We start from the raw sequence: 25,831 nt of genomic DNA on the forward strand, positions 1-25,831 counted from the left end.
ACACTGATGCGCATCGACGCCATTTCCATCGGCAACAATCCACCGGAAGATATCAACGTCATCGTTGAGGTGCCGGTCGGCGGCCATCCCATCAAGTACGAAATGGACAAGGAAGCCGGCACGCTCGTCGTTGACCGTTTCCTCTACACGCCGATGACCTATCCGGGCAATTACGGCTTCGTGCCGCATACGCTTTCGGAAGACGGCGACCCGATCGACGTGCTGATCGCCAGCACCCGTCCGCTGGTTCCGGGCTGCGTCATCAATGTGCGCCCGATCGGCGTGCTGATGATGGAAGACAATTCCGGCAAGGACGAGAAGATCATCGCCGTTCCATCGCCGAAGCTGACGCTGCGCTACGAGAAGGTCAAGGAATATACCGATCTTCCCGATATCACCGTCAAGCAGATCGAGCACTTCTTCGAGCATTACAAGGATCTGGAGCCCGGCAAGTGGGTAAAGATCTTTGGCTGGAAGGGCTCCAAGGAAGCCGGTGAACTGATCCTCGAAGCCGTCGAGCGCGCCAAGAAGGCGAAGTAAGCTCAGGCCCGAACGAAAGCTTTCAGCCTTTCCACCAGATCCTCCGTATCGCCCTCGATGCGGAGGATTTTTTTGCGCGACGTTTCGCCGGAGACGAGAGCTATCGCAGACTTCGGAACGCGAAGCGATTTTGCGAGAAGGGCGACGAGCGCCTTGTTCGCCTTTCCGGTTTCCGGTTTCCGGCACGGCGCTGACGCGGGCCCTCAGGTGCGCGTCGCCTTCGGCATCTGTTTCCAGTCGGTCAATGGCGTCACGTCCGCCGTTCGGCGTCAAACGCACCGTCAGGCGGAGATAGCCGTCGAAGATCGTCCAGGCAGAATTCACGCCACCAGCGGGAAGATCGTGTTCCACATGAAGGAGCGCAGGAAGAAGATGATCAGCAGCAGGATGATCGGAGAGATGTCGATACCGCCCAGATTCGGCAGCACGCGGCGGATCGGCCGCAGCACCGGTTCGGTGACGTTATAGAGGAACATCCCCACCGAGTTGACGAACTGGTTGCTGGAATTGATGACGTTGAAGGCATAGAGCCACGAGAAAATGGCACTCCCAATCAGCACCCAGGTGTAAAGATTCAAAGCCAAATCAATGGTTTGAAAGAGGGCAATCATCGTCGTCTCCAGTTCGTTGTTGACAGACATGTAGCTATTGGCGACTAAACGGGCAAGTGCCGTGTCTTAACGCGCGGTGAATCATGTTTAATGGGCGCGTTTGAACTGTCCCGCGCGGCCCGGTTTCATTGGTTGCCCCCATGTCTTTCTCGTCCACCGGAGACCGTTTTGCGGCGTTCCGGCATTCTTCCTACACCCGGTTCTTCTTCGCGAAGTTCCTGCTGTCCTTCTCGCAGCAGATTCTCAGCGTTGCGGTGGGTTGGCAGATGTACGACCAGACGCGGAGCGCAATCTATCTCGGCCTGATCGGCCTGGTGCAGTTCCTACCGTCGCTGGTTCTGATGCTGGTGACCGGCTCAGTCGCCGACCGCTACAACCGCCGCGCCGTCGCCTCGATCTGCTCGCTCGTCAGCGCGCTCTGCACGCTGGCGCTACTGATCATGACGGTGACCGGCACGTTCTCGCCGATCCCTGTCTTCATCGTGCTGCTGATTTTCGGCATCGAGCGCGCCTTCGCTGCGCCTGCCATCCAGTCGCTGGCGCCGAACCTCGTGCCGGAGAAGGATCTTTCGAACGCGATCGCCTGGAATTCGTCGTCCTGGCAGCTGGCGGCGATTACCGGTCCCGTACTCGGCGGTCTGCTCTATGGCGTCAGTGCGACAACGGCCTACACAGTCTCGGTGGTGTTCGCGATACTCGGCGCCATCCTGCTCTTCATGATCCCGAAGCCTGCGCAGCGCAGTTCCGGCGAGGCAAAGAGCTGGGACATGATCCTCGGCGGTTTCCGTTTCATCAAGGCGGACAAGGTGGTGCTCGGCGCGATCTCTCTCGATCTCTTCGCGGTGCTGCTCGGCGGTGCCACGGCGCTGATGCCGATCTATGCCCGCGATATCCTGACGCTTGGCCCCTGGGGGCTCGGTTTGCTACGGTCGGCGCCAGGCGTCGGTGCGATCGTGATGGCGCTGTTCCTCGCCGCCCGCCCGATGAAGCATCGCGCCGGCTTCTATATGTTCATGGGCGTCGGTCTGTTCGGCATCGCAACCATTGTATTCGGCGTCTCGACGCATACCTGGACCTCGATTGCCGCGCTGGCAATCATGGGCGCCGCCGACATGATTTCGGTCTATGTGCGCGAAAGCCTGATCGCGCTCTGGACGCCGGATGAGCTGCGCGGCCGTGTGAACGCCGTCAACATGGTCTTTGTCGGCGCGTCGAACGAGCTCGGCGAGTTCCGGGCTGGAACCATGGCGCATGCGTTCGGTGCGGTTCCAGCCGTGGTTATCGGCGGGATCGGTACGCTTGCGGTCTCGGTGATATGGGCCATGAGCTTCCGGCAGCTGCGGCAGATCGATACGCTGGATGCGCCTATGCGCTCAGCGACGCCGGCATAGAGACAGGCGCGCTCTTTGCCGCCTTTCCCTCGAAGACGATATCGAGGAATTCGTTCAGCCAGGCTTTTAGCGGCGCGTCAAATAGCATGCGCCCTTCCAGATGCTCGCGGCCCTGCTGCGCATTAGGAAGAATAAAGCGATGGGCGCCATGAACGACCCAGCGGTGCATCATCACCCGCGTCAGCTCTGCATGGAACTGCAGCGCCCAGGCATTCTTGTTGTAGCGGAAGGCCTGGTTCGGATAGGCGTCACCCTCGGCGAGCAGCTCGGCGCCGCGGGGAAGGTCGAAGCCCTCGCGATGGAAATGGTAGACCATCTTCGGCCAGTGCATCAGCAGCCGGCCCTTTTCGGTCGGATGCAGCGGGTACCAGCCAATTTCCGTCGAGCCATCGGCATTCGCCTGCACCTTGCCGCCGAGATGGCGGACCAGCATCTGCGCGCCAAGGCAGATGCCGAGGAATGGCCGGTTCTCTTTGAGTGGGATGTCCAGCCAGTTGATTTCGGATTTCACGAAATCGTCGGGATCGTTGGCGCTCATGGGGCCGCCGAAGACGACAACGCCGGCGTGGTCGTCGAGTGTTCCAGGCAGTGTGTCGCCGAGAACCGGGCGGCGCATGTCGAGCCTGTAGCCCTTCTCGACGAGAAGCTGGCCGACCCGGCCGGGGCTCGACTGCTCCTGATGGAGAACGATCAGGATCGGGCGCTTGTCGCGATTGACCGGCCGCTCAATCTGCATCGTCTTGCACCACGACCGCATCCGTCACGCGCGCAGCCGCTTCCTGGCGCTTTTGGATACGCTCGCGCGAGGAGACGCCGAGCAGATCGGCGATGCGCCAGATGACGTGGTCTTCCATCTCGCTGCGCTCGCCATCGGCATAGACGATGTCCCAGAGAATGCCGATCAGCTCCAGCCGCTGCTCGGTATTCAGGTGGCGCTTGAGATCCGACGTGAAGCGGTAGTAGTCAACGGCGCTGCTTTCGGCTTCGAGACCGGCGGCGATCACCGCATCAAGCTGCTTACCGTCGAGTCCGTATTGCTCCTTCAGCAGCTTGCGCAGCCGCTTCTTCTCGCTGTCCTTGATCTGGCCGTCCGCCTCCATGACCTGCATGCAGAGAGCGGCCACGGCGATGCGCGGGTCATCAGGGCTGAAACCCTTCCTGCCATCGTCTGCGGTGAGATTGTGGAAGAATGCCTGAAAGCGTTCGAACATGCGGTTGTCGTTCCATCTCAGAAAAGGCGGAGCCGCGTCTTGGGTTCCGGGGCCGCCTTGTTGTCGCGAACGCCTGGGTCGTCAGGCATTCCATAATATGGTTTGGGTTCAAGCTGTCTGACAGGGGTAATTGCTTCCGCCGGCTTTGGAGCTGGAGTGGGCGCTGGTGCAGGCGCCGGGCGCACGGCCTCGGCGATGGTTGCGGCGCGCTCCAGTTCGATGATGCGGTGGTCGTTGGCAGGTGCTTCGGCACGCTGCTGGCGCACCGGTGGCAATGTCTTTAGGGCGGCATCGATCGATGTCACGGTACCTTCCTCGACCGGGCCTTCGAGCTGACCGAAAGGCGCCTTCCATTCGAAAGCATCGAGACGGCCGGTGACGGGCGACACAGGCAGCCATTTGTCGGAGACGAAGCCGTCTGCGACCCAGGCCGGATCGCGCGGCGCCTTCAGCGCCTGGGCCAGCCAGTGGCGGACACGGCCCTGATCGCCGGTCTCGGACTCTTCGATATCGGCAAGCAGCAAGAATGCTGCTTCACGCGACTGCATGCGGGCGGCGGCCTCCGCCTTGGCTCTCGCCTTGGCAAAATCCTGAGCGGCAAGGGCGGCCTGGGCGACGACGAGAAGCGATTCGACGTTGTTGGGGCGAAGAGCCTCCAGCTTTTCGGCGCGCTTCAATCTGTCGGTGACGGAATCGCCGCTGCGTGCTTGCACATAGATGCGGCCGACATCCGGATGTGGCCTGGCCTTCCACGCCTGTTCGAGAATGGCGGCAGCCTTGCGCAGCTTGTCTTCGCGAAACAGCGCCTTTGCTGCGACGGTTGCGGCAGGCTCGAAGTCAGGGATCAGCTTCAATGCCTGAAGGGCATCGTCGCGGGCGCCGGCAGGGTCTTTCTCCAGCTTGTCATCGGCGCGCGCCGTCAGCAGCACGCCACGCAGACGCTGGCCGTCCTGCTTGTCGACGACACGGGCTGCCTTCTGCTGATCGAGCAGGCGGATGGCGTCGTCCCAGCGTCCAGCCTGGCTGCGATATTCCAGGGTCGCCTGTGCGGCCCAGGGAAGATAGGGCGCGTTATCTGCAGCCTTCTCGGCATATTGGCGGGCTGCCTCGTTGGCGCCGAGGCGCTTGGCTTCGAGATACAGCCCCCGCAGACCGAGTTCGCGGGTCTCCGGATCGTTGGCCATGGCCTCGAACTTGGCGCGTGCCTCATCGTGGCGGCCTTCGATCAGCGCGGCCTGCGCTTCCAGAAGATTGATCAGCGGTTCCTGGTCGGCGCGGATCAGGCCGCGCGAGCGGGCAGCCATCTTACGGGCGAGAAGCGCGTTCCCGGCGCCGGCGGCGATCAGGCCGGTCGAGAGCGCCTGATAACCACGATCGCGCTTGCGGGCGCGGAAATAGCGGGTGACGGAATGCGGCGAGGTCCAGATCATCCGGACCAGCCACCAGGCGATCATGACGAGGGCGATCAAGGCGATCAGGCCGCTGGCGGCGACGATCAGCTTGGTCTGATAGAGCTGGCCTTCCCAAATGAGCGACAGGTCACCAGGCCGGTCGGCGAGCCAGGAGAAACCGTAGCCGAGAACGAGAACCACGAGCGCAAAAATGACGAGCTTGACCATCGGTTCAGCCCTCCTTGCCGGTGCCGGAGACGGCTTTGGACAGGGCTCCGCTGACAAGATCCTCGACCCGGATACGGGCCTCAAGAGATTGCTTGAAGGCTGCCGACGCCTGCTTGGCTGCCGGGGGCAGATCGTTCCATTCGTTGGCGGCGCCCGGAAGGTCGCCGTTTCGAACTTTGTTTTCCATGCGGGCAGCGATCGCCTCCACGCTTTCACCCTCGATGTTGCCGACCGGACGGACGCTGACCAGCGACTTGGCGCTGTTCATCAACCGGTCCGACCAGCTCTGATCAGGGCTCGGCTGGTTCGCGGATTCGACGGCGGCGCTTGCCACATCGGAAACCTGATTGATCAGTTCGGCACGCGAGGGCACGCCGGTTTGGGCAAAGCTTCTGAGATCCTTGGCCGCCGGATCGTCAGGTGAAACGCCTGCGAATGTATCGAGTTCGGCCGTAAACGGGCCACCGCGGTCGATCGCTGCCTTCAGCGCAGCGGCGGCGATCGCCTTGGCGACGGCAACGTCCTGGCGCGGCTCGTTGAGCTTTTTCTCGGCTTCGTCGAGACGCTTGGTCAGATCGGCGCCGCTGGAGGCCTGCTGCTCGGATGTCTGTGTCATCGACGCGCGGAGCTGTTCCAGCTGTGCGGTGAGATCGGCGACCTTCTGGTTTAGGGCTTCGACTGCTGCCGGGTCGCCCGCTACGGTTTGCGACGGTGCTTTTGCCGCTGTTTCCAGGGCGGCAATCCGCTTGTCGAGGGCGTCGTCATCCGGGTTCGGCGCGGCCGCCAGATTGGCGATCGACTGCTTCAGGCCATCAAGTTCGGCAGAAAATTCTGCGCTCTGATCGGACTGGGCCTGCTGCGGCGCAGAACCGGGGAGATATCCGGCATACTGGATGGCACCGGCACCCACGAGCGCCACAAGACCACCGAAAATGCCTGCGGCGATCAGGCCAGAGGTCGATCCACCACGCTGTTGCGGCGGTGGTGCGGTAAAGACCCGTTCCTCGGCGCGGTAGGGCGCTTCATCGGGCTGTGTTTCTGCGGCCGCGGGCTCTTTCTTGACTGGGATTTCTGCCTTTGCATTCAGGTCTTCGGCGGCTTGCTCCTTTGCCGTCTGGAGCGAGGCGTTCAGATCGCTGGTCGCCTGGTCGTCAGGGCTCTCAGCTGCCTGCGCAGGCTTGTCTGCAGCATCCTCCTGCTTGGCAAATTCCTGCGCCTCCAGATCGATGGTGACCGGCTGTTCGGTTCTCTTCGAATGGCGTGGCGGGTTTCCCGAAACCATGAGGTCCTCTTTTTTCCTGCATTGCAACGAAACTAGTCAGTGATGCCAGTTAAGGAAAGAGGTTAGATCAAATTTGGGCGGAGCATGCCTTCAAAGGAGCGACAAAAGGCTTTGCTCATCCGGCATCGCGGCCGTCCGGATATTTTTCCTGAGGCCGCCGGGGATGGCAGTTGCCACGGCTTCGCTAAGGCAAAGCAGCTTGGCATCTGTGAGCCAGACAGCTGTGGATTCGGCTGTGACGAGCTCAAAGAATACCAGCGCCGCCTCGCGGGAATAGAAGAGGACGGCGTCTGCTGGTGTCCTGGCCAGCTGTTCGATCTGAGCTGGATCGATGGTGACCGGTTGCATGCGATAGCAGACGGCAACATCGATCTGTAGTTCGAGTTCGGTCGCCCGTTTTTCGAATGTTTCGGCGCGCGGGACGCCAGCCAGATAGGTGATGACACCGTTTGCCTGACCAGCAATAAGCTCCGCCAGATCACTGCCATCGCCGGTGCTTGCGGAGACCGAGGTGAAGCCTGCCGCGCGGGCTGCTTCGGCGCTCGCCGGGCCGACGCAGAATATCGGCCGCGCGAGGTGGCGCGCCAGTTCGCCGGATCTTGCGGTCAGGGACCGAACGGCCTCTGCGCTGGTGATCGCGATCGGGCCGTGATGGACATTCAATGCCTTGATCGCGGCGTCAGTGTCGTGACGCGGTTCTGACAGAGGCAGAAGCAAGGGCTCATGGCCCATGCCCCGCAATCGCTGTGCCGTTCGTTCCCCCTGACGTTGCGGGCGGGTGACGAGCACGCGCATGGAGGCTAGTTCCAGTCGTCGAAGAACGTGGTTCCCGCACGGTCACGGACATCCTGCCCGGCCCGGGTTCCGAGCGCCGCGGCATCGCGGCGGTTGCCGTCGATGGTGATCGAATGTTGGTGGCGTCCGTCCGGGGTGATGATCAGGCCGGAGAACTTGATCTGATCGCCTTCGCAGATCGCGTAGCCGCCGATCGGCGTGCGACAGGAGCCGTCGAGGGCGCCGAGAAAGGCGCGCTCGCAGGAAACGGCATCGAAGGTCGCCGGATCGTTGATGGCAGCGAGAAGGTTGTCCATCCGCTCGTCGCCGATGCGGCTTTCGATGGCGATCGCGCCCTGCGCGGGGGCTGGCGGGAACGTATCGGGATCGAGAATATCCGTCAGCACGTCGACCTTGCCGAGGCGCTTCAGACCGGCGAGAGCCAGCAGCGTCGCGTCGGCCTGACCTTCGGCCAGCTTGCGCAGGCGGGTATCGACGAGGCCGCGGAAGGTGATGACATTGATATCCGGGCGCATGCGGCGGATCAGCGCCTGGCGGCGCAGCGACGAGGAACCGACGGTCGCGCCGTGCGGCAGATCGATCAGCTTTGCAGCCGTGCGGCCGATCACCGCGTCGCGGATGTCTTCGCGCGGCATGAAGGCGGAGAGATAGAGCCCCTCCGGCAGCGTGGTTGCCATATCCTTCGCCGAATGCACGGCGAAATCGAGCTCGCCGATCGCCAGCTTTTCTTCGAGTTCCTGGGTGAAAAGGCCCTTGCCGCCGATCTCGGAGAGAGAGCGATCGGTGATGCGGTCGCCGGTCGTGGTCAGCACCACGATCTCGAACATTTCTTCCGGCAGGCCATGCGCGGCCATCAGCCTGTCCCGGGCTTCGTGTGCTTGGGCGAGCGCCAGCGGGCTGCCCCGCGTACCGATCCGGAAAGGTTTTGTTTGCATCCGCTTTGATCCGTTGTTACCGGAAGTCTCGTATCCGGGTTTCCGCCCCGTCGCAATCAACGATCAGGTTTCATGGCTCCCTTTCTACGCATCCTCGGCATCGAAACAAGCTGCGACGAGACCGCGGCTGCGGTCGTCGAACGCGATGCGGACGGCCGCTCGAACGTCCTCTCGGACGTCGTGCTCAGCCAGCTGGACGAGCATAGCGCCTATGGCGGCGTGGTGCCGGAGATCGCGGCGCGCGCCCATGTCGAAGCGCTGGACACGCTGATCGAAGAGGCGCTGCAGCGCGCCAATGTGTCGCTGGCCGATGTCGATGCCATTGCTGCGACGTCGGGTCCGGGGCTTATCGGCGGGCTTCTGGTCGGGCTGATGACCGGTAAGGCAATCGCACGCGCGGCGGGCAAGCCGCTCTATGCCGTCAACCATCTCGAGGGGCATGCGCTGACGGCGCGGCTGACCGATGGGCTTTCCTTCCCCTATCTGATGCTGCTCGTTTCCGGCGGCCACACGCAGCTCATCCTGGTGCGCGGCATCGGCCAATACGAGCGCTGGGGCACGACGATCGACGACGCGCTCGGCGAAGCTTTCGACAAGACGGCGAAGCTCTTGGGGCTGCCCTATCCCGGTGGTCCCGAAGTGGAGAAGGCGGCGAAATCGGGTAATCCCGATCGCTTCTCGTTTCCGCGCCCGCTGGTCGGCGAAGCGCGGCTCGACTTTTCCTTTTCCGGCCTGAAGACCGCGGTTCGACAGGCGGCAACCGAGATTGCGCCCGTCTCGACGCAGGATATTGCCGATATCTGTGCTTCCTTCCAGAAGGCGATTTCGCGCACGCTGAAGGACAGGATCGGGCGTGGCCTCCAGCGCTTCAAGACCGAGTTTCCCGACATCGAGGGCCAGCCGGCGCTGGTGGTTGCGGGCGGTGTCGCGGCCAATCAGGAAGTTCGCGGCACACTCCAGGCGCTCTGCGGCACGCATGGCTTCCGCTTCATCGCGCCGCCGCTCAGACTTTGCACCGATAATGCCGTGATGATCGCCTGGGCCGGACTGGAGCGCATGGCGATCGGCGTGGCGCCTGATGATCTCGACGTTCAGCCGCGGTCGCGCTGGCCGCTCGATTCCAATGCCGAGGCATTGGTCAATTACGGAAAACGCGGAGCCAAGGCATGAGCGAGCGGATTGCAGTCATCGGTGCCGGTGCGTTCGGAACCGCGCTTGCCGCGGTCATCGCGCTCACTGGCCGTAGCGCCGTGACGCTTGTCGGCCGGGATCCGGCACTGATGGCCGATCTGGCGGCCGAGCGGCTGCACGATGCGGCACTGCCGGGAATTGCGCTGCCCGAAGCGCTGGAATTTTCCGCAGAAGCGGACGCCATCCGCGACGCGTCGATCGTCCTCTTCGCTATGCCGTCGCAAGCGCAGGCCGATGCCGCGCGCCAGTATGGTCCTTATCTGGCTAAGGATGCTCTCGTCGTCACCTGTGCCAAAGGCATCGAACGCGCGACCGGCGCGTTGCTGACCGACATGCTGGAACGGGAGCTTCCGGCTCATCGTGTCGCCGTGCTCTCTGGTCCCGGTTTTGCGGCCGATATCGCCAAGGGCCTGCCGACGGCGATGGCGATCGCGGCTGCGGATATGGATGTTGCCGAGCGGCTGGCGCAGGCGATCTCAGGCCGCACCTTCCGACTTTATGCATCCGACGACCGCACAGGCGTGCAGCTCGGGGGCGCGCTGAAGAATGTTCTCGCCATTGCCTGCGGCATCGTCGAGGGCCGCGGTATCGGCGATTCCGCCCGCGCGGCGCTGATTGCCCGCGGGCTTGCGGAAATGTCGCGGCTGGTTGCCGCCAAGGGCGGACAGGCGGATACGGTTCGCGGGCTCTCGGGGCTCGGCGATCTGGTACTCACAGCCACCAGCCATCAATCGCGCAACCTGCGCTTCGGCATCGCCCTCGGCCGCGGCGAACAGGCCGATCCTGCACGCGGCCAGCTGGTCGAGGGCGCTTTTGCCGCTGCCGTTGCCTCGCGGCTGGCTGGCGAGCTTGGCGTTGACATGCCGATCACCGACGCTGTCTCGGCGATCATCGAGGGCAAGCTCGGGATTGCCGAGGCCATTGAAAAATTGATGACACGTCCGATCACCACCGAATAGGAGACTGACATGCTTTTCGCCCTTCTCTGCAAGGACAAGCCAGGCCATCTGAACGTGCGCATGGAAACGCGTCCTGTTCATGTCGAGTATCTCAACAAGCTGAATGCCGAAGGCAAGCTGGCGATTGCCGGTCCGTTCCTCGATGCCGATGGCAAACCGAACGGCAGCCTTGTGATCGTCAAGGCCGACAGCCTGGAAGCCGCCAAGGCGCTTGGCGAAGCAGACCCTTATGCCAAAGCCGGTTTGTTCGAGAGCGTCGAGGTGAAGCCCTATAACTGGGTCTTCAACAATCCGGAGGCTTGAGATGGCGCACTGGCTTTACAAGTCCGAGCCGGCTGCCTGGGCCTGGGAGCAGCAGAAGGCTGCAGGCGAGAAGGGAACGGAGTGGACGGGCGTCCGCAACTACCTTGCCCGCAACAACATGCGGGCCATGCAGATCGGTGACAAGGGCTTCTTCTACCATTCGAACGATGGGTTGGAGATCGTCGGGATCGTCGAGGTCTGCGCTCTCTCGCATCCGGATTCCTCGGCGAAGGGCGACCCCAAATGGGATTGCGTCGACATTCGCGCCGTCATGGACGTTCCGAAGCCGGTGACGCTGAAGGATGTGAAGGCAAGCGAGAAGCTGTCGAAGATGTCGCTGGTGACCTCCATGCGCCTTTCCGTGCAGCCGGTCACCGACGAAGAGTGGCTCGAAGTCTGCCGCATGGGCGGTCTCGACAACCCGCCGCGCTGACCGCTCTTGAAAACCGATCCCGAAATCTTCATCCGCGCCAATACCAGCCTCATGGCCCCGCCGCATGTGCCGGAGATCCGGCTGCACCTGGCGAGCGAGGCGCATGAACTGTGGCTGAAGACGGAAGAGGAGCTGGCGGAGATCGGTCTGCCGCCGCCGTTCTGGGCCTTCGCCTGGGCCGGCGGGCAGGGGCTGGCGCGATACATTCTCGACCATCCCCATACGGTCAGTGGCGCGCAGGTGCTTGATTTCGCGACCGGCTCGGGCTTGGTCGCGATCGCCGCTAAAATGGCGGGAGCGGCTGGCCTCGCCGCCGCCGATATCGATCCCTGGGCTCGGACTGCCGTGCGCCTTAATGCGGCGGCAAACCAGGTTGCGATCGGCTTCGAAGGCTCTGACCTTGTTGGCTCCGACGTCGCTGCGGATATCGTGCTCGCAGGCGACGTGTTTTACGATCGCGGATTTGCCGATGCGCTGCTGCCGTGGTTCGGACGGCTGGCGAAAGAGGGCAAGACGGTGCTGGTCGGCGATCCCGGCCGCGCCTACCTGCCGAAAGACCGGCTGGAATTCTGCGCCGTCTACGAAGTGCCGGTCACCCGGGCGCTCGAAGATAGCGAAATCAAGAAGACGACGGTCTGGCGCTTCAGGGCCTGATCACGCAGACATTTGCCTCGTATTCGCAAGGGTCATCCTGGATCGCGACATCGATCACTTTGGCCTTCGGCGCGAGGGTGGCGGTTCTGGGTGCCGCATAGATCGCGTAGCCGCTGGCGCCGATATAGGTGCCGCCATCGACGTCATAGGCATAAGAACCAGCATAGGTGCCGTTATAGGCCAGACCGTTCTTCACCGGTGCGGCGGCGTTGCTGCCCTGAATGGTGTAGCCGTTATAGACAGGCGAAAACTGTCGCAATCTGACAAAGCGGTTGTGGCCGTGACGGCGGTCGCGATCGCCATGCCATTGATAGCCGCTGGTCAAATGGACCATACCGCGACCGTGATGCGGAAAGCGTTCGCCGGCGGCGGCAGGCAGCGCCATCAGGGCGCCGAGCATAAGCGGAATGACTTTCGAAAAACGCGTGACCATCGGCTGTCTTCCTCGCAAAATGCGATCGTTAACAAATCGTTAACGGCAGCTTGCGTCAAAACTTCCCGTATGTCCACTTGAGCGATGAAAAATCAGGATAAAATCTGAGTGCCGGAAGCCAGTTTTGCTCTGCAGCAACTTCCCGGTAACGCGAATCGATTAAATTAAAAGCGGACGGCGATTGTGCTTGTCGTCCGGGGCTTCGGTGATTAAACGTCGCCATTGATGCAACGCACACAGACAATTTTGTCATTCCTGTGGTTGCCTTGAAATGCTCCGTATTCCGGAAGCGCAGAGAAGACGCCGCGAGGTTCTGATGGCGAATGTGACAAATAACCGGCCCCTGTCGCCGCATTTGCAAATTTACAAACCAATCCCCACCATGATCATGTCGATCGTCCACCGCATTACCGGTGGCGCTCTCTATGTCGGCACGCTGCTGATCGCCTGGTGGCTGATCGCGGCTGCGACGGGACAGTCGAATTACGACTGGGCCAACTGGGTGCTCGGCAGCATCATCGGCAAGCTAGTACTGCTCGGCTACACCTGGGCGCTGATCCATCACATGCTCGGTGGCTTCCGCCACTTCATGTGGGATCTCGGCCATGGTTTCGGGAAAGAATTCTCGACCAAGCTCGCCATCGCCAATCTGATCGGATCGCTCTGTCTGACCGTGCTGGTCTGGGTGATCGGCTTCGTCATTCGTTAAAGGTCGCTCTCATGGATATGCGTACCCCGCTCGGTAAGGTCCGCGGCCTCGGCTCCGCCAAGGAAGGCACCGATCATTTCTGGCGCCAGCGCGTCACCGCGGTCGCCAACGTGCCGCTGTTTCTGTTCTTCATCATCTTCATGCTGGTTCATGCCGGCCAGCCCTATGCGGAAGTGGTTCACGCGCTGTCGAACCCGTTCGTTGCCGTCATCATGGGTCTGATGATCATCTCGGGCGTCATTCACATGAAGCTCGGCATGCAGGTCATCATCGAGGATTATGTTCACACCGAATGGCTGAAGATCGTCAGCCTGATGCTGAACACCTTCTTCTCGATCCTTATCGCCGGCCTCTGTCTTTTCGCCATTCTGAAAATTGCATTCGTAGGATAACCGTATCATGGCACCCTCTTCACCCGCTCAGAATGGGAAGGCCTACAAGTACGTCGATCACTCTTATGATGTGATCGTCGTCGGCGCCGGCGGCGCCGGTCTTCGCGCCACGCTCGGCATGGCCGAACAAGGTTTCCGCACCGCCTGCATCACCAAAGTATTCCCGACCCGCTCGCACACGGTCGCGGCGCAGGGCGGCATTGCCGCCTCGCTGCAGAACATGACGCCTGATAGCTGGCAGTGGCACCTCTACGACACCGTCAAGGGCTCCGACTGGCTCGGCGACGTCGACGCCATGCAGTATCTGACCATGGAAGCGCCGAAGGCGGTCTATGAGCTCGAGCATTATGGTGTGCCGTTCTCGCGTAACGAGGAAGGCAAGATCTACCAGCGGCCGTTCGGCGGCCACATGCAGAATTTCGGTGAGGGCCCGCCGGTACAGCGCACCTGCGCCGTTGCCGACCGTACCGGCCACGCCATCCTGCACACGCTCTATGGCCAGTCGCTGCGCAACAACGCCGAGTTCTTCATCGAATATTTTGCGCTCGACCTGATCATGTCCGAGGATGGCAGCCGCTGCACCGGCGTCGTTGCCTGGAATCTCGATGACGGCACAATCCATCGCTTCGCCGCCAAGATGGTGGTGCTGGCGACCGGCGGCTACGGCCGCGCCTATTTCTCGGCAACATCGGCCCATACCTGCACCGGCGATGGTGGTGGCATGGTTGCCCGTGCAGGCCTGCCGCTGCAAGACATGGAATTCGTCCAGTTCCACCCGACCGGCATCTACGGCTCTGGCTGTCTGATCACCGAAGGCGCACGCGGGGAAGGCGGTTACCTCGTGAATTCCGAGGGCGAACGCTTCATGGAACGCTACGCCCCTTCGGCGAAGGACCTTGCCTCGCGTGACGTCGTCTCGCGCTGCATGACGCTGGAAATTCGCGAAGGCCGCGGCGTCGGCAAGGCCAAGGACCACATCTTCCTGCATCTCGACCATCTCGATCCGGCGGTTCTGCACGAGCGTCTGCCGGGGATTTCCGAGAGCGCCAAGATCTTCGCCGGTGTCGATGTGACCCGCGAGCCGATCCCGGTTTTGCCGACCGTCCACTACAATATGGGCGGCATTCCCACCAACTATTGGGGCGAAGTGCTTAACGCCGACTCCAGCAATCCGGAACGCGTCATCCCCGGCCTGATGGCCGTCGGTGAAGCCGGCTGCGCCTCTGTGCACGGCGCCAACCGCCTCGGTTCCAACTCGCTGATCGACCTCGTGGTCTTCGGCCGTGCCGCGGCGATCCGCGCCGGCGAGGTCATCGACCGCGCATCGCCGGTTCCGCATCTGAACGTTGCTGCCTGCGACAAGATCATGGATCGCTTCGACACGCTGCGGAACGCCAGCGGCGGCACGCCGACGGCCGTTCTGCGCGAGAAGATGCAGCGCGCCATGCAGGAAGACGCCGCCGTGTTCCGCACACAGGAATCGCTGGAATCCGGCTGCCGCCGCATTTCGGCGATCTGGGGCGAGATGAAGGACATCAAGGTTACCGACCGCTCGATGATCTGGAACTCCGACCTCGTCGAAACGCTGGAGCTGCAGAACCTGATGGCAAACGCCATCACGACGATCTACGGCGCCGAGGCCCGCAAGGAGAGCCGCGGCTCGCATGCGCGCGAAGACTACACCGAAGGCGCATTCGCCGGCCGCGACGACGTCAACTGGCGCAAGCACACGCTTGCCTGGGTCAACGACGCAGGCGACGTCAAGCTCGACTACCGCCCGGTTCACACCGAGCTGATCGCAGAGGGCATCGATCCCAAGAAGATCGCGCCCAAGGCTCGTGTGTATTAAGAGGAACCGGACATGGTAGAACTCGCTCTCCCCAAGAATTCCCAGATGCGCGAAGGCAAGGTTTGGCCGAAGCCTGCCGGTGCCAAGAATACCCGCGAATTCCGCGTCTATCGCTGGAGCCCGGATGACGGCCAAACGCCGTCGATCGATACGTTCTACATCGATATCGACGATTGCGGCCCGATGGTTCTCGACGGTCTGCTCTACATCAAGAACAAGATCGACCCGACGCTGACGCTACGCCGCTCCTGCCGCGAAGGCATCTGCGGTTCCTGCGCGATGAACATCGACGGCACGAATACGCTGGCCTGCACCAAGGGTCTCGACGATATCAAGGGCACGGTGAAGATCTATCCGCTGCCGCATATGCCTGTCGTCAAGGACCTGGTTCCCGATCTCTCCAACTTCTATGCCCAGCATCGCTCGATCGAGCCTTGGCTGAAGACGGTATCGCCGACGCCGGCCAAGGAATGGAAGCAGAGCCACGAGGACCGCCAGAAGCTTGACGGTCTCTACGAGTGCATTCTTTGTGCCTGCTGCTCGACCTCCTGTCCGAGCTACTGGTGGAACGGCGACCGTTATCTCGGTCCGGCTGTTCTGCTGCAGGCCTATCGCTGGCTGATCGACTCTAGAGACGAAGCGACGGGCGAGCGCCTCGACAACCTCGAGGACCCCTTCCGCCTCTACCGCTGCCACACGATCATGAACTGCGCGCAGACGTGCCCGAAGGGTCTGAACCCCGCCAAGGCAATCGCCGAGATCAAGAAGATGATGGTCGAGCGCCGGGTTTGATCGGCATCGCTTTTCGAACGGCGCCTTCGGGCGCCGTTTCACTCTCCAGGCAAGGCCGGAAAGTGCTTGAGAATTTGTGCTGATCACCGTGCTGACAAATTCTCCCTTCAGAAGTGCGGCCGCACGGCTTGAATTGCCTTCGTTCCGGCACAGATGCTGTCACGGGCAATTTACGGGTGTGCTCACTTGATTAACCAAAGTGAAATACGTTAATTCGAAAATTAGTCTGATGACTACTTTTGATGCGGCAAGGCGGATATTCGGGAGCCTCAAGATGCAGTTGCGATATGCGATGACAGGTGTGGCGGTTGTTCTGTCACTCGCTGGCTGCCAGCGTACGGCCTATGACAATGCGAGCTACAGCAGCCAGCCGGCGCCGCTGACCGCGCAGCCTGTACCGTCGGTGCAGGGCGGGCAGCTGCCTCCTCCGGGCGGTGCCTCGCAGTTTCCGGCGGCTCCGAGCGCGGCACCGGCCGCTCCGGCAGCACCTGGCGCGATGGCTGCAAACGCTCTCGACGTTACCAAGGAATCGATGGTCGGCAGCTGGCGTGTCAACGGCGGCTGCGACATGTTCCTGACGCTGACAAATCTCGGCAGCGGTTCGCGTGGCGGCACGCGCGGTTGCACGGGCGAGCTGACGGCGATGGGCTCCTGGGAAGTGTCCGGCAAGCAGGTTCTCCTGAAGGATCGCAGCGGCAACCAGATCGGCAGCGTCTACAAGACGGCTGACAACAGCTTCTCCGGCCAGACCAATGGCGGCCAGCCGATCACTCTCAGCCGGTAATCGCGCCGGCGGCGCGTCCGCCGGTCACGCATAGGCGGATCAGCCCTCATGCAGCCAATGCCAGACTACGCCCTGAGCGTCAGCGAACAGTTGAAGTCGCTGACGGCCTCGGGTTCTCTTCAGATCGATACAGCGCAGATGGATGTAGCCAAGAGCCTCGACCGGGTTCTGTCGCAGCTGAAGCAACGCCGTCCTGCCGCCAAATCGAGCGCTCTCGGCTGGCTGTTCGCCTCCAAGAAGAAATCGGAGCCCGGGATCAAGGGCCTCTACATCCATGGCAGCGTCGGCCGCGGCAAGACGATGCTGATGGACATGTTCTTCGGCATGGCGCCCTGCAAGAAGAAGCGGCGGGCGCATTTTCACGAATTCATGGCCGATGTGCACAACCGCATCGCCTCGCATCGCCAGAAGCTCAAGGACGGCGAGACCAAGCAGGCCGATCCGATGCCGCCGGTCGCTGCCTCGCTCTATGAGGAAGCCGAACTCCTCTGCTTCGACGAGTTCACCGTCACCGATATCGCCGATGCGATGATCCTGTCGCGGCTGTTTTCGGAGCTGTTCGCCAAGGGCTGCGTGCTGATCGCGACCTCGAATGTCGAACCCGACAATCTCTATAGGGATGGCCTCAATCGCGGGCTTTTCCTGCCTTTCGTCGAGCTTCTGAAGAAGAATGTCGATGTCGTCACACTCGACTCGCCGACCGACTACCGGATGGAGAAGCTGAACAGCCAGCCGGTCTATCTGACGCCGATCGATGCGCGCACTGACATGGCAATGGATGCGTCGTGGACGCAGATGCTGCATGGGCGCAAGGCGCAGCCGGTGGAGATCCCGATGAAGGGGCGCTCGATCCATGTGCCGCTCGCCGTCGACCGGATGGCGCGCTTCAGCTTTGCCGATCTCTGCGACAAGCCGCTCGGCGCTGCCGATTTCCTGGCGATCGCAGGCCGTTTCGATACCGTTTTCGTCGATCGCATTCCGCTTCTGACGGCGGACAAGCGAGATCAGGCCAAACGCTTCATCATTCTCGTCGATACTCTATATGACCATGGCGTGCGTCTGCATGCCTCGGCGGCGGCCATGCCGGAACAGTTGCTCGCCGAGCGGCGCGGCACCGAGGGCTTCGAGTTCGATCGTACCGCGTCGCGTCTCTTCGAGATGCGCAGTGCCGAATATCTTGCACTGCATCATCAAAAGACCGCCGCCGAGTAACAATTTGGTGACAAATTGATTTACGTTTACGTAAGAATTTTGGCATCTAAACGATTGAAAATGCTACACCAAAAATAACAGATTGCCATTTTTTGGCTTTGGGTCTATGCGATTGCGGCATTGGACGACGCCGCGGCGCGCCGCCCGACCGATTATATTCGCAAAGGAAAAGCGAAATGGCGCGTAATAAGATCGCACTCATTGGTTCTGGCATGATTGGTGGCACGCTGGCGCATCTCGCCGGTCTCAAGGAACTCGGCGATATCGTTCTGTTCGACATTGCCGACGGTATCCCGCAGGGCAAGGGCCTCGATATTTCCCAGTCGTCCCCGGTCGAAGGCTTCGACGTCAATCTGACGGGTGCCAGCGATTACTCCGCCATCGAAGGTGCTGATGTCTGCATCGTCACCGCAGGCGTTGCCCGCAAGCCGGGCATGAGCCGCGACGATCTTCTCGGTATCAACCTCAAGGTCATGGAGCAGGTCGGCGCCGGCATCAAGAAGTATGCCCCGAACGCTTTCGTCATCTGCATCACCAACCCGCTCGACGCGATGGTCTGGGCCCTGCAGAAGTTCTCCGGCCTCCCGGCCAACAAGGTCGTCGGCATGGCCGGCGTTCTGGACAGCTCGCGCTTCCGCCTGTTCCTCTCCAAGGAATTCAACGTTTCCGTTCAGGACGTCACAGCGTTCGTTCTCGGCGGCCACGGCGACACGATGGTGCCGCTCGCCCGCTACTCGACCGTCGGCGGCATTCCGCTCACCGACCTCGTCACCATGGGTTGGGTCACCAAGGAACGTCTCGAAGAAATCATCCAGCGCACCCGTGATGGCGGCGCAGAAATCGTCGGCCTGCTGAAGACCGGCTCGGCCTATTACGCTCCGGCCGCTTCGGCGATCGAGATGGCTGAATCCTACCTCAAGGACAAGAAGCGCGTTCTGCCTTGCGCGGCGCAGCTGACCGGCCAGTATGGCGTCAAGGATATGTATGTCGGCGTTCCCACGGTCATCGGTGCCGGTGGCGTCGAGCGCGTCATCGAGATCGACCTCAACAAGGCCGAAAAGGAAGCCTTCGACAAGTCGGTCGCCGCTGTCGCCGGTCTTTGCGAAGCCTGCATCAACATTGCGCCTGCGCTGAAGTAATTCCCGCGCGCCCCCACGCAATTCAAACAGGAATAGATCCATGAATATTCATGAATACCAGGCCAAGGCTCTCTTGAAGGGCTATGGCGCGCCGGTCGCAAGCGGCGTGCCGATCCTCAAGGTCGAGGAAGCCGAGGCGGCTGCAAAGTCGCTTCCGGGCCCGCTCTACGTCGTCAAGAGCCAGATCCATGCTGGCGGCCGCGGCAAGGGCAAGTTCAAGGAACTCGGCCCCGACGCAAAGGGCGGCGTTCGCCTCGCCAAGTCGATCGAAGAGGTCGTCGCTCACGCCAAGGAAATGCTCGGCAACACGCTGGTAACGGCGCAGACGGGCGAAGCCGGCAAGCAGGTCAACCGTCTCTATATCGAAGACGGCGCCGACATTGCCCGCGAACTCTACTGCTCGCTGCTCGTTGATCGCTCCGTCGGTCAGGTTGCCTTCGTCGTTTCGACCGAAGGCGGCATGGACATCGAAGCCGTTGCCCACGACACGCCTGAGAAGATCCACACGATCGCCATCAACCCGGAAGCCGGTGTGACGGCTGCCGATGTCGCTGCCATTGCCAAGGCTCTGGAGCTCGACGGCGCTGCGGCCGAAGATGCCAAGTCGCTGTTCCCGGCGCTCTACAAGGCGTTCAACGAAAAGGACATGGCGCTCCTCGAGGTCAACCCGCTGATCGTCATGAAGGACGGTCATCTGCGCGTTCTCGACGCCAAGATGTCTTTCGATGGCAACGCGCTGTTCCGCCATGACGACGTCAAGGCGCTGCGCGACGAGACCGAAGAAGACGCCAAGGAAATCGAAGCCTCCAAGTGGGACCTCGCCTACGTTGCCCTCGACGGCAATATCGGCTGCATGGTCAATGGTGCCGGTCTCGCCATGGCGACGATGGACATCATCAAGCTTTACGGCAAGGAGCCGGCAAACTTTTGCGACGTCGGCGGTGGCGCCGGCAAGGAGAAGGTCGCAGCTGCGTTCAAGATCATCACTGCCGACCCCAAGGTCGAAGGCATCCTCGTCAACATCTTCGGCGGCATCATGAAGTGCGATGTCATTGCTGAAGGCGTCGTCGCTGCCGTGCAGGAAGTCGGTCTGAAGGTTCCGCTCGTCGTTCGCCTCGAAGGCACCAATGTCGAACTCGGCAAGAAGATCCTCAACGAATCCGGTCTCGCGATCACGGCTGCTGACGATCTCGACGATGCGGCCAAGAAGATCGTCGCGGCGATCAACGCCTAATTTGAGGACCTATACATGTCTATTCTCGTCAACAAGAATACCAAGGTTCTCGTTCAGGGCCTGACCGGCAAGACCGGCACCTTCCACACCGAACAGGCGCTTGCCTACTATGGCACGCAGATGGTCGGCGGCATTCACCCGAAGAAGGGTGGCGAAACCTGGACCGGCTCGAAGGGCGAAAGCCTGCCGATCTTCGCTTCGGTTGCCGAAGCCAAGGAACGCACGGGCGCCGACGCATCGGTCATCTACGTTCCGCCGGCAGGCGCAGCAGACGCGATCATCGAGGCAATCGATGCCGAGATCCCGTTCATCACCTGCATCACCGAAGGCATCCCGGTCATGGACATGGTCCGTGTCAAGGCTCGCCTCGACAAGTCCAAGTCGCGCCTGCTCGGCCCGAACTGCCCGGGCATCCTGACGCCGGAAGAATGCAAGATCGGCATCATGCCGGGCTCGATCTTCCGCAAGGGTTCGGTCGGTATCGTTTCGCGCTCCGGCACGCTGACCTACGAAGCCGTCTTCCAGACGTCGAACGAAGGCCTCGGCCAGACGACTGCTGTCGGCATCGGCGGTGATCCGGTCAAGGGCACCGAGTTCATCGACGTGCTCGAGATGTTTCTGGCCGACCCGGCCACGACCTCGATCATCATGATCGGCGAAATCGGCGGCGCTGCTGAAGAAGATGCAGCGCAATTCCTGATCGACGAAGCCAAGAAGGGCCGCAAGAAGCCGATGGCAGGCTTCATCGCCGGCCGTACCGCTCCGAAGGGCCGCACCATGGGCCATGCCGGTGCAGTTGTTTCCGGCGGCAAGGGCGATGCGGAATCGAAGATCGCTGCCATGGAAGCAGCTGGCATCAAGGTGTCGCCTTCCCCGGCCCGCCTCGGCAAGACGCTGGTTGAAGTCCTCAAGGGCTGAACCGACATATAGACCCGGGCGGCGGATAGCATCTGCCGCTGCCGCCCGGCTGATTTTCGAATGCAGATGTGCCGCGGACAGGCGGTAAATTGGAATGCGGCAGCCGGCGAGATGGCCGGCAAACTCATCTTAGTCAGGAGGCGGGCAGAAGCGCCCGCGTAACACCATGGCACGGCAAGAAGCCAACGAGCAGTTTCAGATCACTTCGTTTCTGGATGGCGCCAACGCTGCCTATATCGAGCAGCTCTACGCCCGTTATGAAGAAGATCCGTCGTCGGTCGACGAACAGTGGCAGGCCTTTTTCAAGGCGCTGGACGATGATCCAAGCGACGTGAAGAAGGCAGCCAAGGGTGCATCCTGGCGCAAGAAGCACTGGCCGATCCCGGCCGGTGGCGATCTCGTCTCGGCGCTCGACGGCGACTGGGGCATCGTCGAGAAGGTCATCGAGACCAAGGTCAAGGCGAAGGCCGAAGCATCCGGCAAGCCGAGCGACGGCGCCGACATCATCCAGGCGACGCGCGACTCCGTCCGCGCCATCATGATGATCCGTGCCTACCGCATGCGCGGCCATCTGCACGCCAAGCTCGATCCGCTCGGCATCGCCGCACCGGTCGAAGACTATCACGAGCTTTCGCCCGAAAATTACGGCTTCACCGCCGCCGATTACGATCGCAAGATCTTCATCGACAACGTTCTCGGCCTCGAATACGCGACTTTGCGCGAGATGATCGAGATCCTCGAGCGCACCTATTGCTCGACACTCGGCGTCGAGTTCATGCATATCTCGAACCCGGAAGAAAAGTCCTGGATCCAGGAACGCATCGAAGGTCCGGACAAGGGCGTGGCTTTCACGCCCGAGGGCAAGAAGGCGATCCTGCAGAAGGTCATCGAAGCCGAAGGCTACGAGCAGTTCCTCGACGTCAAGTTTAAGGGCACCAAGCGTTTCGGTCTCGACGGCGGTGAATCGCTGATCCCGGCGCTTGAGCAGATCCTGAAGCGCGGCGGCAATCTCGGCCTCAAGGAAGCCGTGTTCGGCATGGCCCACCGCGGACGCCTGAACGTGCTCTCCCAGGTCATGGGCAAGCCGCACCGCGCCATCTTCCACGAGTTCAAGGGCGGCTCCTACGCGCCTGACGAGGTCGAAGGTTCGGGCGACGTGAAGTACCATCTCGGTGCCTCCTCCGACCGCGAATTCGACGGCAACAAGGTCCACGTTTCGCTGACGGCAAACCCGTCGCATCTCGAAATCGTCGACCCTGTCGTCATGGGCAAGGCCCGCGCCAAGCAGGATATGGGCGCCACCGTCTGGGACGGTGACACCATCCCGTTGACCGAGCGCGCCAAGGTTCTGCCGCTGCTGATCCATGGCGACGCGGCCTTCGCCGGCCAGGGCGTCATTGCCGAAATCCTCGGCCTGTCCGGTCTGCGCGGTCACCGCGTTGCCGGTACGATGCACGTCATCATCAACAACCAGATCGGCTTCACCACGAACCCGGCCTTCTCGCGTTCGTCGCCCTATCCGTCCGACGTCGCCAAGATGATCGAAGCGCCGATCCTGCACGTCAACGGCGACGATCCGGAAGCGGTTGTCTACGCCGCCAAGATCGCCATGGAATTTCGCATGAAGTTCCACAAGCCTGTCGTCCTCGACATGTTCTGCTACCGCCGCTACGGCCATAACGAAGGCGACGAGCCGTCCTTCACGCAGCCGAAGATGTACAAGGTCATCCGCGGTCACAAGACCGTGCTGCAGATCTATGCCGAGCGTCTCGTCGGCGAAGGCCTTCTGACCGAAGGCGAAGTCGAGAAGATGAAGGCCGACTGGCGCGCCCATCTCGAGCAGGAGTTCGAGGCCGGCCAGAGCTACAAGCCGAACAAGGCCGACTGGCTTGACGGTGAGTGGTCGGGCCTGCGCACGGCTGACAATGCCGACGAGCAGCGCCGCGGCAAGACCGCCGTTCCGATGAAGCAGCTGAAGGAAATCGGCCGCAAGCTGGCTGAAATTCCTGAGGGCTTCCATGCGCACCGGACGATCCAGCGCTTCATGGAAAACCGCGCCAACATGGTTCAGTCGGGTGAAAACATCGACTGGGCGATGGCCGAAGCGCTGGCTTTCGGTTCGCTGGTGACGGAAGGCCACAAGATCCGCCTCTCCGGTCAGGATTGCGAACGCGGCACCTTCTCGCAGCGTCACTCGGTTCTCTACGATCAGGAAACGGAAGAGCGCTATATCCCGCTCGCCAACCTGTCGCCGACCCAGGCCCGTTACGAAGTCATCAACTCGATGCTTTCGGAAGAGGCGGTCCTCGGCTTCGAATACGGTTACTCGCTGGCCCGTCCGAATGCGCTGACCCTGTGGGAAGCTCAGTTCGGCGACTTCGCCAACGGTGCGCAGGTCGTCTTCGACCAGTTCATCTCGTCGGGCGAACGCAAGTGGCTGCGCATGTCCGGTCTCGTCTGCCTTCTGCCGCACGGCTATGAAGGCCAGGGTCCGGAGCACTCCTCGGCTCGCCTGGAGCGCTTCCTCCAGCTCTGCGCCGAAGACAACATGCAGGTCGCCAACGTCACGACGCCGTCCAACTACTTCCACATCCTTCGCCGTCAGCTGAAGCGCGATTTCCGCAAGCCGCTCGTGCTGATGACGCCGAAGTCGCTGCTGCGCCACAAGCGCGCGGTTTCGACGCTGGCCGAAATGGCGGGTGAATCCTCCTTCCACCGTCTCCTCTGGGACGATGCCGAAGTCATCAAGGACGGCCCGATCAAGCTGCAGAAGGATGCCAAGATCCGCCGCGTCGTGCTCTGCACCGGCAAGGTGTACTACGACCTGCTCGAAGAGCGCGAAAAGCGCGGCATCGACGATGTCTACCTGCTGCGCGTCGAACAGCTCTATCCGTTCCCGGCCAAGGCGCTCATCAACGAGCTCAGCCGCTTCCGGAACGCCGAGATGGTCTGGTGCCAGGAAGAGCCGAAGAACATGGGTGCATGGTCGTTCATCGACCCGTATCTGGAATGGGTTCTCGCCCATATCGATGCGAAGTATCAGCGCGTCCGCTACACGGGCCGCCCGGCCGCCGCTTCGCCGGCAACGGGCCTGATGTCCAAGCACCTGTCGCAGCTCGCCGCATTCCTTGAGGATGCGTTGGGCGGCTGATCCAACGAACGAACAACGATCGAAACAAACTGATCAACGGAAACCAAAATCATGGCCACAGAAATCCGCGTTCCAACTCTCGGTGAATCCGTCAGCGAGGCGACAGTCGGCACCTGGTTCAAGAAGGTCGGCGACGCCATTAAGGCGGACGAGCCGATCCTCGAGCTTGAAACCGACAAGGTGACCATCGAAGTCCCGGCGCCGGCCTCCGGCACGCTGTCCGAAATCGTTGCCCAGGCTGGCGAGACCGTCGGCCTCGGCGCGCTGCTCGGCCAGATCGCCGCAGGTGCTGCTGCCGCGGCCCCGGCTGCTGCTCCGGCCGCCGCCGCACCGGCCAAGGTTGCCGAGCCGGTTGCTGCCGCAGCCCCGGCTGCCGCTGCTGCACCGTCCTCCATGCCGCCGGCACCGGCTGCTGCCAAGATGCTGGCTGAAAACAACATCGCTGCCGAGCAGGTCGATGGTTCCGGCAAGCGCGGTCAGGTTCTGAAGGGCGATGTCATCGCTGCCGTCGCCAAGGGCATTTCCGCTCCGGCTGCTGCTGCACCGGCCGCCGCTCCGGTGGCTGCACGTGCGCCGTCGACCGTTCAGGATGCCGGCCGCGAAGAGCGCGTGAAGATGACGCGCCTGCGCCAGACGATCGCCAAGCGCCTCAAGGATGCCCAGAACACGGCTGCCATGCTGACCACCTATAACGAGGTGGATATGAAGGCGGTCATGGATCTGCGCGCCAAGTACAAGGACGTCTTCGAAAAGAAGCATGGCGTGAAGCTCGGCTTCATGGGCTTCTTCACCAAAGCCGTCACGCATGCGCTGAAGGAACTCCCGGCTGTCAACGCCGAGATCGACGGCACCGACATCATCTACAAGAACTTCTGCCACGTCGGCATGGCTGTCGGCACGGACAAGGGTCTTGTCGTTCCGGTCATCCGTGACGCTGACCAGATGTCGATTGCCGAAATCGAAAAGGACCTCGGCCGTCTTGCCAAGGCTGCCCGCGATGGTTCGCTGTCGATGGCTGACATGCAGGGTGGCACATTCACGATCACCAACGGTGGCGTCTACGGTTCGCTGATGTCTTCGCCGATCCTGAACGCTCCGCAGTCGGGTATCCTCGGCATGCACAAGATCCAGGACCGTCCTGTGGTCGTCGGCGGCCAGATCGTCATCCGTCCGATGATGTATCTCGCGCTGTCCTATGACCACCGTATCGTTGACGGCAAGGAAGCAGTCACCTTCCTCGTGCGCGTCAAGGAAAGCCTGGAAGATCCGGAACGTCTGGTTCTCGATCTCTAAG

Annotated in this window: 26 protein-coding genes and 1 pseudogene; 18 read left to right on the plus strand and 9 right to left on the minus strand. The window is 61.8% G+C overall.

Annotated features, from left to right (window positions below; translation table 11 throughout):
* Nucleotides 1-6: 6 nt before the first annotated feature.
* Nucleotides 7-540 carry an inorganic diphosphatase gene (gene ppa, locus AC1DV9_RS11165; RefSeq protein ID WP_112517760.1) on the plus strand — a complete coding sequence of 178 codons (534 nt, stop codon included), beginning with the start codon at nucleotides 7-9 and terminating at the stop codon, nucleotides 538-540.
* 2 nt (nucleotides 541-542) lie between these two features.
* On the opposite strand, the pseudogene AC1DV9_RS11170 reads toward ppa, so the two are convergent.
* Nucleotides 543-864 (minus strand): annotated as a pseudogene (locus AC1DV9_RS11170) (DUF167 domain-containing protein).
* Entirely contained in the window at nucleotides 861-1,151 is a 291-nt protein-coding gene (locus AC1DV9_RS11175; protein ID WP_112386055.1) for a YggT family protein, read from the minus strand. Before AC1DV9_RS11175 ends, AC1DV9_RS11170 begins: the two are co-directional and overlap by 4 nt.
* A gap of 140 nt (nucleotides 1,152-1,291) precedes the next feature.
* Here AC1DV9_RS11175 and AC1DV9_RS11180 point away from each other — a divergent pair, with 140 nt between their 5' ends.
* Nucleotides 1,292-2,542, plus strand: a complete 1,251-nt coding sequence (locus tag AC1DV9_RS11180; protein WP_477947816.1) for an MFS transporter — start codon at nucleotides 1,292-1,294, stop codon at nucleotides 2,540-2,542.
* Here the strand turns inward: AC1DV9_RS11180 and AC1DV9_RS11185 are convergent.
* From AC1DV9_RS11185 to hemC, 6 genes are all read right to left on the minus strand, one after another.
* A complete protein-coding gene (locus tag AC1DV9_RS11185) occupies nucleotides 2,517-3,278 on the minus strand; it encodes a glutamine amidotransferase (protein WP_112385796.1) in 762 nt (253 codons plus the stop codon). The genes AC1DV9_RS11180 and AC1DV9_RS11185 overlap by 26 nt on opposite strands.
* A complete protein-coding gene (locus AC1DV9_RS11190; RefSeq protein WP_112385795.1) occupies nucleotides 3,268-3,753 on the minus strand; it encodes a tellurite resistance TerB family protein in 486 nt (161 codons plus the stop codon). Before AC1DV9_RS11190 ends, AC1DV9_RS11185 begins: the two co-directional genes overlap by 11 nt.
* A 17-nt stretch (nucleotides 3,754-3,770) precedes the next feature.
* Entirely contained in the window at nucleotides 3,771-5,372 is a 1,602-nt protein-coding gene (locus tag AC1DV9_RS11195; RefSeq protein WP_477947818.1) for a heme biosynthesis HemY N-terminal domain-containing protein, read from the minus strand.
* 4 nt (nucleotides 5,373-5,376) lie between these two features.
* Nucleotides 5,377-6,654 carry a COG4223 family protein gene (locus AC1DV9_RS11200; RefSeq protein WP_477947820.1) on the minus strand — a complete coding sequence of 426 codons (1,278 nt, stop codon included), beginning with the start codon at nucleotides 6,652-6,654 and terminating at the stop codon, nucleotides 5,377-5,379.
* A 90-nt stretch (nucleotides 6,655-6,744) separates the two neighbouring features.
* The gene (locus AC1DV9_RS11205) at nucleotides 6,745-7,449 is read right to left on the minus strand and encodes a uroporphyrinogen-III synthase (RefSeq protein ID WP_477947821.1); all 705 of its coding nucleotides are present in this window, start codon (nucleotides 7,447-7,449) and stop codon (nucleotides 6,745-6,747) included.
* A gap of 5 nt (nucleotides 7,450-7,454) precedes the next feature.
* Nucleotides 7,455-8,384, minus strand: coding sequence for a hydroxymethylbilane synthase (gene hemC / locus AC1DV9_RS11210; RefSeq protein ID WP_112385791.1), 930 nt, complete (start codon nucleotides 8,382-8,384; stop codon nucleotides 7,455-7,457).
* 72 nt (nucleotides 8,385-8,456) lie between these two features.
* Here hemC and tsaD point away from each other — a divergent pair, with 72 nt between their 5' ends.
* Genes tsaD through AC1DV9_RS11235 form a run of 5 tightly spaced genes read left to right on the plus strand, consistent with a single transcriptional unit; the run spans nucleotide 8,457 to nucleotide 11,924 of the window.
* Nucleotides 8,457-9,554 (plus strand): tRNA (adenosine(37)-N6)-threonylcarbamoyltransferase complex transferase subunit TsaD, encoded by a 1,098-nt coding sequence (tsaD, locus tag AC1DV9_RS11215; RefSeq protein WP_477947823.1) that lies wholly within the window; start codon nucleotides 8,457-8,459, stop codon nucleotides 9,552-9,554.
* Complete coding sequence (locus tag AC1DV9_RS11220; protein WP_112517752.1) at nucleotides 9,551-10,534, plus strand: NAD(P)H-dependent glycerol-3-phosphate dehydrogenase; 984 nt, start codon at nucleotides 9,551-9,553, stop codon at nucleotides 10,532-10,534. The genes tsaD and AC1DV9_RS11220 overlap by 4 nt, the downstream gene beginning before the upstream one ends.
* A 9-nt stretch (nucleotides 10,535-10,543) precedes the next feature.
* Nucleotides 10,544-10,837, plus strand: coding sequence for a YciI-like protein (locus AC1DV9_RS11225; RefSeq protein ID WP_112517751.1), 294 nt, complete (start codon nucleotides 10,544-10,546; stop codon nucleotides 10,835-10,837).
* A 1-nt stretch (nucleotide 10,838) separates the two neighbouring features.
* Nucleotides 10,839-11,270: an EVE domain-containing protein gene (locus tag AC1DV9_RS11230; RefSeq protein ID WP_477947826.1), complete on the plus strand. Its 432-nt coding sequence runs from the start codon at nucleotides 10,839-10,841 to the stop codon at nucleotides 11,268-11,270.
* 6 nt (nucleotides 11,271-11,276) lie between these two features.
* The gene (locus AC1DV9_RS11235; RefSeq protein ID WP_477947827.1) at nucleotides 11,277-11,924 is read left to right on the plus strand and encodes a class I SAM-dependent methyltransferase; all 648 of its coding nucleotides are present in this window, start codon (nucleotides 11,277-11,279) and stop codon (nucleotides 11,922-11,924) included.
* On the opposite strand, the gene AC1DV9_RS11240 is transcribed toward AC1DV9_RS11235, so the two are convergent.
* Entirely contained in the window at nucleotides 11,914-12,357 is a 444-nt protein-coding gene (locus tag AC1DV9_RS11240; protein WP_477947829.1) for a hypothetical protein, read from the minus strand. The two genes, AC1DV9_RS11235 and AC1DV9_RS11240, sit on opposite strands and share 11 nt — an antisense overlap.
* A 316-nt stretch (nucleotides 12,358-12,673) precedes the next feature.
* Here AC1DV9_RS11240 and sdhC point away from each other — a divergent pair, with 316 nt between their 5' ends.
* The 11 genes from sdhC (at nucleotide 12,674) to odhB (ending at nucleotide 25,830) form a co-directional block, all read left to right on the plus strand.
* Nucleotides 12,674-13,066 (plus strand): succinate dehydrogenase, cytochrome b556 subunit, encoded by a 393-nt coding sequence (gene sdhC, locus AC1DV9_RS11245; RefSeq protein WP_112517952.1) that lies wholly within the window; start codon nucleotides 12,674-12,676, stop codon nucleotides 13,064-13,066.
* An 11-nt stretch (nucleotides 13,067-13,077) separates the two neighbouring features.
* Entirely contained in the window at nucleotides 13,078-13,458 is a 381-nt protein-coding gene (gene sdhD / locus AC1DV9_RS11250) for a succinate dehydrogenase, hydrophobic membrane anchor protein (RefSeq protein WP_112385783.1), read from the plus strand.
* Nucleotides 13,459-13,465: 7 nt separating this feature from the next.
* Nucleotides 13,466-15,307 (plus strand): succinate dehydrogenase flavoprotein subunit, encoded by a 1,842-nt coding sequence (gene sdhA / locus AC1DV9_RS11255; RefSeq protein WP_112517748.1) that lies wholly within the window; start codon nucleotides 13,466-13,468, stop codon nucleotides 15,305-15,307.
* A gap of 12 nt (nucleotides 15,308-15,319) precedes the next feature.
* Complete coding sequence (locus AC1DV9_RS11260) at nucleotides 15,320-16,099, plus strand: succinate dehydrogenase iron-sulfur subunit (RefSeq protein WP_112517747.1); 780 nt, start codon at nucleotides 15,320-15,322, stop codon at nucleotides 16,097-16,099.
* 274 nt (nucleotides 16,100-16,373) lie between these two features.
* Entirely contained in the window at nucleotides 16,374-16,883 is a 510-nt protein-coding gene (locus AC1DV9_RS11265; protein ID WP_112385780.1) for a protease inhibitor Inh/omp19 family protein, read from the plus strand.
* A 48-nt stretch (nucleotides 16,884-16,931) separates the two neighbouring features.
* Nucleotides 16,932-18,095, plus strand: a complete 1,164-nt coding sequence (gene zapE, locus AC1DV9_RS11270) for a cell division protein ZapE (RefSeq protein WP_477947831.1) — start codon at nucleotides 16,932-16,934, stop codon at nucleotides 18,093-18,095.
* 176 nt (nucleotides 18,096-18,271) lie between these two features.
* Nucleotides 18,272-19,234 carry a malate dehydrogenase gene (mdh, locus tag AC1DV9_RS11275; RefSeq protein WP_112385778.1) on the plus strand — a complete coding sequence of 321 codons (963 nt, stop codon included), beginning with the start codon at nucleotides 18,272-18,274 and terminating at the stop codon, nucleotides 19,232-19,234.
* 40 nt (nucleotides 19,235-19,274) lie between these two features.
* Entirely contained in the window at nucleotides 19,275-20,468 is a 1,194-nt protein-coding gene (gene sucC, locus AC1DV9_RS11280) for an ADP-forming succinate--CoA ligase subunit beta (protein WP_112385777.1), read from the plus strand.
* Between the two features lie 15 nt (nucleotides 20,469-20,483).
* Nucleotides 20,484-21,386 (plus strand): succinate--CoA ligase subunit alpha, encoded by a 903-nt coding sequence (sucD, locus tag AC1DV9_RS11285; protein WP_112385776.1) that lies wholly within the window; start codon nucleotides 20,484-20,486, stop codon nucleotides 21,384-21,386.
* A 166-nt stretch (nucleotides 21,387-21,552) separates the two neighbouring features.
* A complete protein-coding gene (locus tag AC1DV9_RS11290; protein WP_112444581.1) occupies nucleotides 21,553-24,537 on the plus strand; it encodes a 2-oxoglutarate dehydrogenase E1 component in 2,985 nt (994 codons plus the stop codon).
* 51 nt (nucleotides 24,538-24,588) lie between these two features.
* Nucleotides 24,589-25,830, plus strand: coding sequence for a 2-oxoglutarate dehydrogenase complex dihydrolipoyllysine-residue succinyltransferase (gene odhB / locus AC1DV9_RS11295; RefSeq protein WP_112517745.1), 1,242 nt, complete (start codon nucleotides 24,589-24,591; stop codon nucleotides 25,828-25,830).
* Nucleotide 25,831: the final 1 nt, after the last annotated feature.

The sequence above is a fragment of the Rhizobium sp. 01L410 genome (assembly GCF_056400165.1).